The 4,518-nt window shown below is 55.0% G+C and carries 5 protein-coding genes; 3 read left to right on the top strand and 2 right to left on the bottom strand.

What is annotated here, in order from left to right; genetic code table 11:
- Positions 1-170: 170 nt before the first annotated feature.
- Complete coding sequence (cueO, locus tag URZ40_RS22965) at positions 171-1,739, bottom strand: multicopper oxidase CueO (protein WP_316379685.1); 1,569 nt, start codon at positions 1,737-1,739, stop codon at positions 171-173.
- A 145-nt stretch (positions 1,740-1,884) separates the two neighbouring features.
- Here cueO and URZ40_RS22960 point away from each other — a divergent pair, with 145 nt between their 5' ends.
- From URZ40_RS22960 to speD, 3 genes are all read left to right on the top strand, one after another.
- The gene (locus tag URZ40_RS22960) at positions 1,885-2,232 is read left to right on the top strand and encodes a YacC family pilotin-like protein (RefSeq protein WP_014882582.1); all 348 of its coding nucleotides are present in this window, start codon (positions 1,885-1,887) and stop codon (positions 2,230-2,232) included.
- A 115-nt stretch (positions 2,233-2,347) separates the two neighbouring features.
- Positions 2,348-3,217, top strand: a complete 870-nt coding sequence (gene speE / locus URZ40_RS22955) for a polyamine aminopropyltransferase (RefSeq protein ID WP_028015536.1) — start codon at positions 2,348-2,350, stop codon at positions 3,215-3,217.
- Positions 3,218-4,012 (top strand): adenosylmethionine decarboxylase, encoded by a 795-nt coding sequence (gene speD, locus URZ40_RS22950; protein WP_013095609.1) that lies wholly within the window; start codon positions 3,218-3,220, stop codon positions 4,010-4,012.
- Positions 4,013-4,042: 30 nt separating this feature from the next.
- On the opposite strand, the gene yacL is transcribed toward speD, so the two are convergent.
- On the bottom strand, positions 4,043-4,405 hold the full coding sequence (gene yacL, locus URZ40_RS22945) for a protein YacL (RefSeq protein WP_116342548.1): 363 nt from the start codon (positions 4,403-4,405) through the stop codon (positions 4,043-4,045).
- Positions 4,406-4,518: the final 113 nt, after the last annotated feature.

The raw sequence follows: 4,518 nt of genomic DNA, 5'->3' as shown, positions 1-4,518 counted from the left end.
GTCCAATGTGCATAAAAAAATCCGGAAACGGGTGAGCATTTCCGGATTCTTACACAGCCACTGGATCGGTCAACCGATCCTTAACTGATCGGCATTACAACTTCGGTTGCCGTTTTTGTGTTTGTTCCCTCTCCCCGTGGGAGAGGGTGAGGGCATCAGGCCGCTCTGCTTTAAACCGTGAACCCCAGCATCATCCCCGTATCTTCGTGCTCCAGCAGATGACAGTGGGCCATATAGGCAAACTCTTTAGGCGCGTCGTGGTCAAACTTCACCAGCACCTCGCTGACGCCGCCTTCTACTCTCACCGTATCTTTCCAGCCTGCGCGATGCGCATCCGGCGCTTTGCCGTTCTCAGAAAGAATGCGGAACTGGGTACCGTGGATGTGGAACGGGTGCAGCATCATGTCGCCTTCGCCTGAAATCACCCAGCGCTCAAACTGACCTTTAGTGGCAGCAAACATCGGCGCGTTCATGTCGAACGCTTTGCCGTTGATCGTGTTGGCGTTGTGGAAATCGAACCCGTGACCACCGTGATCCATGTTCCCCATGCCGCCCATTTTGCCGTGATCCATATTCATATGGCCCATCATCTGCCCGTGGTGCATCCCCGCCATCGCCTGATTGCCATACTTCTTCATCAGCGCCTGCATGCCCATCATGTCCAGCATCGGATCCATGGCAAGCTGAAGCTTGCGCTGCGTAAGGCCATCCAACGACGGGAGAGCAGGCAGCGTGGCTAAGGTGTCCGGCAGCGTACCAGAGGCCGTGACCTGTAGCGGCTGAATGCGCAGCACCGGATGCGGTTTATCAAACGGCGCAACCGCCATCCCCATCTGGCTGACCGGCAGCGTTACCAGGTCGAACGGCTTGCCGTTGCTGATGTCCACCAGCACTTCGAAGCGTTCGCCCATGAGCATCGGCAGCTCGCTCACCTTCACCGGCTCCGGCAGCAGGCCGCCGTCGCTCGCCACGACATACAGCGGGCGCTTATCGCTGGCAGCAAAATTCAGCGAACGCGCGTTACAGCCGTTAAGCAGACGTAAACGCAGCCAGCCTTTCGGCGCGGCATGCTGCGGATAGATCGCGCCGTTGGCCAGCAGCGTATCGCCGAACCAGCCGACCGCCGCGCTCATCACGTCCAGCTGATAGTCAATCTGGCCGTCCGCGGTGAATTTTTTGTCCTGCACAATCACCGGCACGTCGTCGATGCCCCACTGTTTCGGCAGGCGCAGCAGGCGGCTATCGTCGTCTTCTATCAGCACCAGTCCCGCCAGCCCCATCGCTACCTGATGGCCCGTTTTTCCATGCTGATGCGGGTGGAACCAGCAGGTCGCCGCGCGCTGGTCAGGCGTAAAGGTGACGCTACGTTTGCCACCGGCCTTGATAACCCCCTGCGGTCCACCGTCTACTTCGCCCGGGACTTCGAGCCCGTGCCAGTGCAGAGTGGTCTCTTCAGCGAGCGTATTGTGGATATCCACCGTCACCGCCTTCCCTTTACGTAACTGAAGCGCCGGACCGAGCAAATTGCCGTTATAGCCCCACGTCGTAGCGTTGTTCTCGCCGAACGTCGTTTTACCGGCCTGAACAACAAGCTGGATACGGCTGCGGGCGTCAGCGGTCAGTAAGTCAGGGATGGGTAAGGCAGGCCTGTCAGCCGCGAAAACCGCGCGGCTCCAGAGTGGTATTGCACTGGCAGCCCCCAGCACAGCGGAATATTTTAAAAAATCACGACGTTGCATGTTCATTTCCTTATTTCCAGCAGGCGATCTTTTGAGCATAAACCCTCCCCTTACCGGAAGGTCAAGTAAAGCGGCAATAATAAAGATCGTCGCACTGGCATCAAGTATGCTAACGTTAATTTTCCGTGAAGAAGTGGTAGAAGCAATGAAGACGTTTTTCAGGACAATTTTGTTCGGAAGCCTGATGGCAATGTGTGCGAACAGCTATGCGCTCAGTGAAAATGAAGCGGAAGATATGGCCGATTTAACGGCGGTTTTTGTATTCCTGAAAAATGATTGTGGCTACCAGAATTTACCCAACGGGCAAATTCGCCGCGCGCTGGTCTTTTTCGCCCAGCAAAACCAGTGGGATCTCAGCAACTACGACAGCTTTGACATGAAGGCGCTCGGTGAAGACAGCTACCGCGACTTGAGCGGTATTGGCATTCCCACGGCTAAAAAATGCAAAGCGCTGGCTCGCGATTCGCTCAGCCTGCTCGCCTACGTGAAATAACCTTCCCAACGCCCCCTGTTGAACCTATAACCGTGCAACCACGGTTATAGTTAGCTATCATGTTTCGCTCATTTTTTATGAGCGTTACGGAAGTTAACAAAGGAGGAGTCCGCGTATGGCCGACCACACGTTGTGGCATGAAACACTGCATGACCAGTTTGGTCAGTACTTTGCCGTTGATAACGTGCTCTATCATGAGAAAACCGATCACCAGGATCTCATCATTTTCGAAAATGCCGCCTTTGGCCGCGTGATGGCGCTGGACGGCGTCGTGCAAACGACCGAGCGCGACGAGTTTATCTATCATGAAATGATGACCCACGTTCCGCTGCTGGCCCACGGTCACGCGAAGCATGTCCTGATTATCGGCGGCGGTGACGGCGCAATGCTGCGCGAGGTTTCCCGTCATCGGTCCATTGAAACCATCACCATGGTGGAGATCGATGCAGGCGTGGTCTCGTTTTGCCGTCAGTATCTGCCCAACCACAATGCTGGCAGCTATGACGACCCGCGTTTTAATCTGGTCATTGACGACGGCGTTAACTTCGTTAACCAGACCACGCAGACCTTCGACGTCATTATCTCCGACTGTACCGACCCCATCGGCCCCGGCGCGTCGCTGTTTACCTCCTCGTTCTACGAAGGCTGCAAGCGCTGCCTGAACCCTGGCGGTATCTTCGTCGCGCAAAATGGCGTCTGCTTCCTGCAGCAGGATGAAGCCCTCGACAGCCATCGTAAGCTGAGCACCTATTTCGGCGACGTCAGCTTCTATCAGGCGGCCATTCCGACGTACTACGGCGGGATCATGACCTTTGCCTGGGCGACGGATAACGACGTGCTGCGCCATCTCTCCACCGAAATTATTCAGGCCCGCTTCCATCAGGCCGGTCTCACGTGTCGGTACTACAACCCGGCCATTCATACCGCAGCGTTTGCTCTGCCGCAGTACCTGCAAGACGCATTATCCACTAAGGGGGTGAGCTAATTGAAAAAGCTTAAACTGCATGGCTTTAACAACCTGACCAAAAGCCTGAGTTTTTGTATTTACGATATCTGCTATGCCAAAACAGCGGAAGAACGCGATGGTTACATCGCCTATATCGACGAACTCTACAACGCCAACCGTCTGACCGAGATCCTGTCAGAAACCTGCTCGATCATCGGTGCGAACATCCTGAACATAGCCCGACAGGATTATGAACCTCAGGGTGCCAGCGTGACCATTCTGGTCAGCGAAGAGCCGGTCGACCCAAAGCTTATCGACAAAACTGAACACCCGGGCCCGCTGCCGGAAGTGGTCGTCGCCCACCTGGACAAAAGCCATATCTGCGTGCATACCTACCCGGAGAGTCACCCGGAAGGCGGGCTGTGCACGTTCCGCGCGGATATTGAGGTGTCGACCTGCGGCGTGATTTCCCCGCTGAACGCGCTGAACTATTTAATCCACCAGCTGGAATCGGACATCGTCACGATTGATTATCGCGTGCGCGGTTTCACCCGCGATATCAACGGCATGAAGCACTTCATCGACCACGAGATCAACTCCATTCAGAACTTTATGTCCGAGGACATGAAATCGCTGTACGACATGATGGACGTGAACGTGTACCAGGAAAACATCTTCCATACCAAAATGTTGCTTAAGGAGTTCGACCTTAAGCACTACATGTTCCACACAAAGCCGGAAGATTTAAGCGAAGAAGAGCGCAAGGTCATTACCGACCTGCTCTGGAAAGAGATGCGCGAAATCTACTACGGCCGCAATATTCCGGCCGTGTAAGTGTTGCCCGGAGCAGGGACGCTTCGGGAGTTACTTCTGTTTCATGAACTCACGGTAGGCATTCACGACCTGCAGGAAGTCTTCCACGCCGCACAGCGACAGGCTCTCTTCGTCGTAGTAGCTCATCCCCTCTTCCATCTCGTCACCTGAAAACTCGAGCTGGTTAGCGCGCACCATCACCTCTTCGCCATCCATCCACAGCGTGTATTCATGTCCGGCGCGTTGCCAGGAGCGTTCACTGCCTTTTACCGTCTTCGCCGCCTGTTCGACTTCATCCAGCAGCGCGAGGTTCTCTTTCACCTCTTCGTTAAACCAGTGTCCAACGGCTTCGTGCCCCATCGACATACGCACTTTCACCACGCCAGTGATGTCGCGCAGAAATTCGTAATCCATAGCATTTTCCTCTGCAAAGCCATTAGGGTAATTATCGCAGCAGAGAGGAAGAAAAAAAGCGGGAGAGGTGGGAGGAATGAAAATAAATCCCCCCTCACCCCCAGCCCCTCTCC

Origin of the sequence: Enterobacter sp. 296B2 (assembly GCF_034106185.1) — a bacterium.
GTDB classification, from domain to species: Bacteria; Pseudomonadota; Gammaproteobacteria; order Enterobacterales; family Enterobacteriaceae; genus Enterobacter; species Enterobacter cloacae_N.
Note: the sequence above shows the minus strand (reverse complement) of the source record. Positions and strands in the feature narration are given on the sequence as shown.

Excerpts from the sequence above, each read along its gene's own strand:
- URZ40_RS22960 (WP_014882582.1), top strand. The coding sequence starts at position 1,885 with ATGAAGACGTTTTTCAGGACAATTTTGTTCGGAAGCCTGATGGCAATG.
- cueO (WP_316379685.1), bottom strand. The coding sequence starts at position 1,739 with ATGCAACGTCGTGATTTTTTAAAATATTCCGCTGTGCTGGGGGCTGCC.
- yacL (WP_116342548.1), bottom strand. The coding sequence starts at position 4,405 with ATGGATTACGAATTTCTGCGCGACATCACTGGCGTGGTGAAAGTGCGT.
- speE (WP_028015536.1), top strand. The coding sequence starts at position 2,348 with ATGGCCGACCACACGTTGTGGCATGAAACACTGCATGACCAGTTTGGT.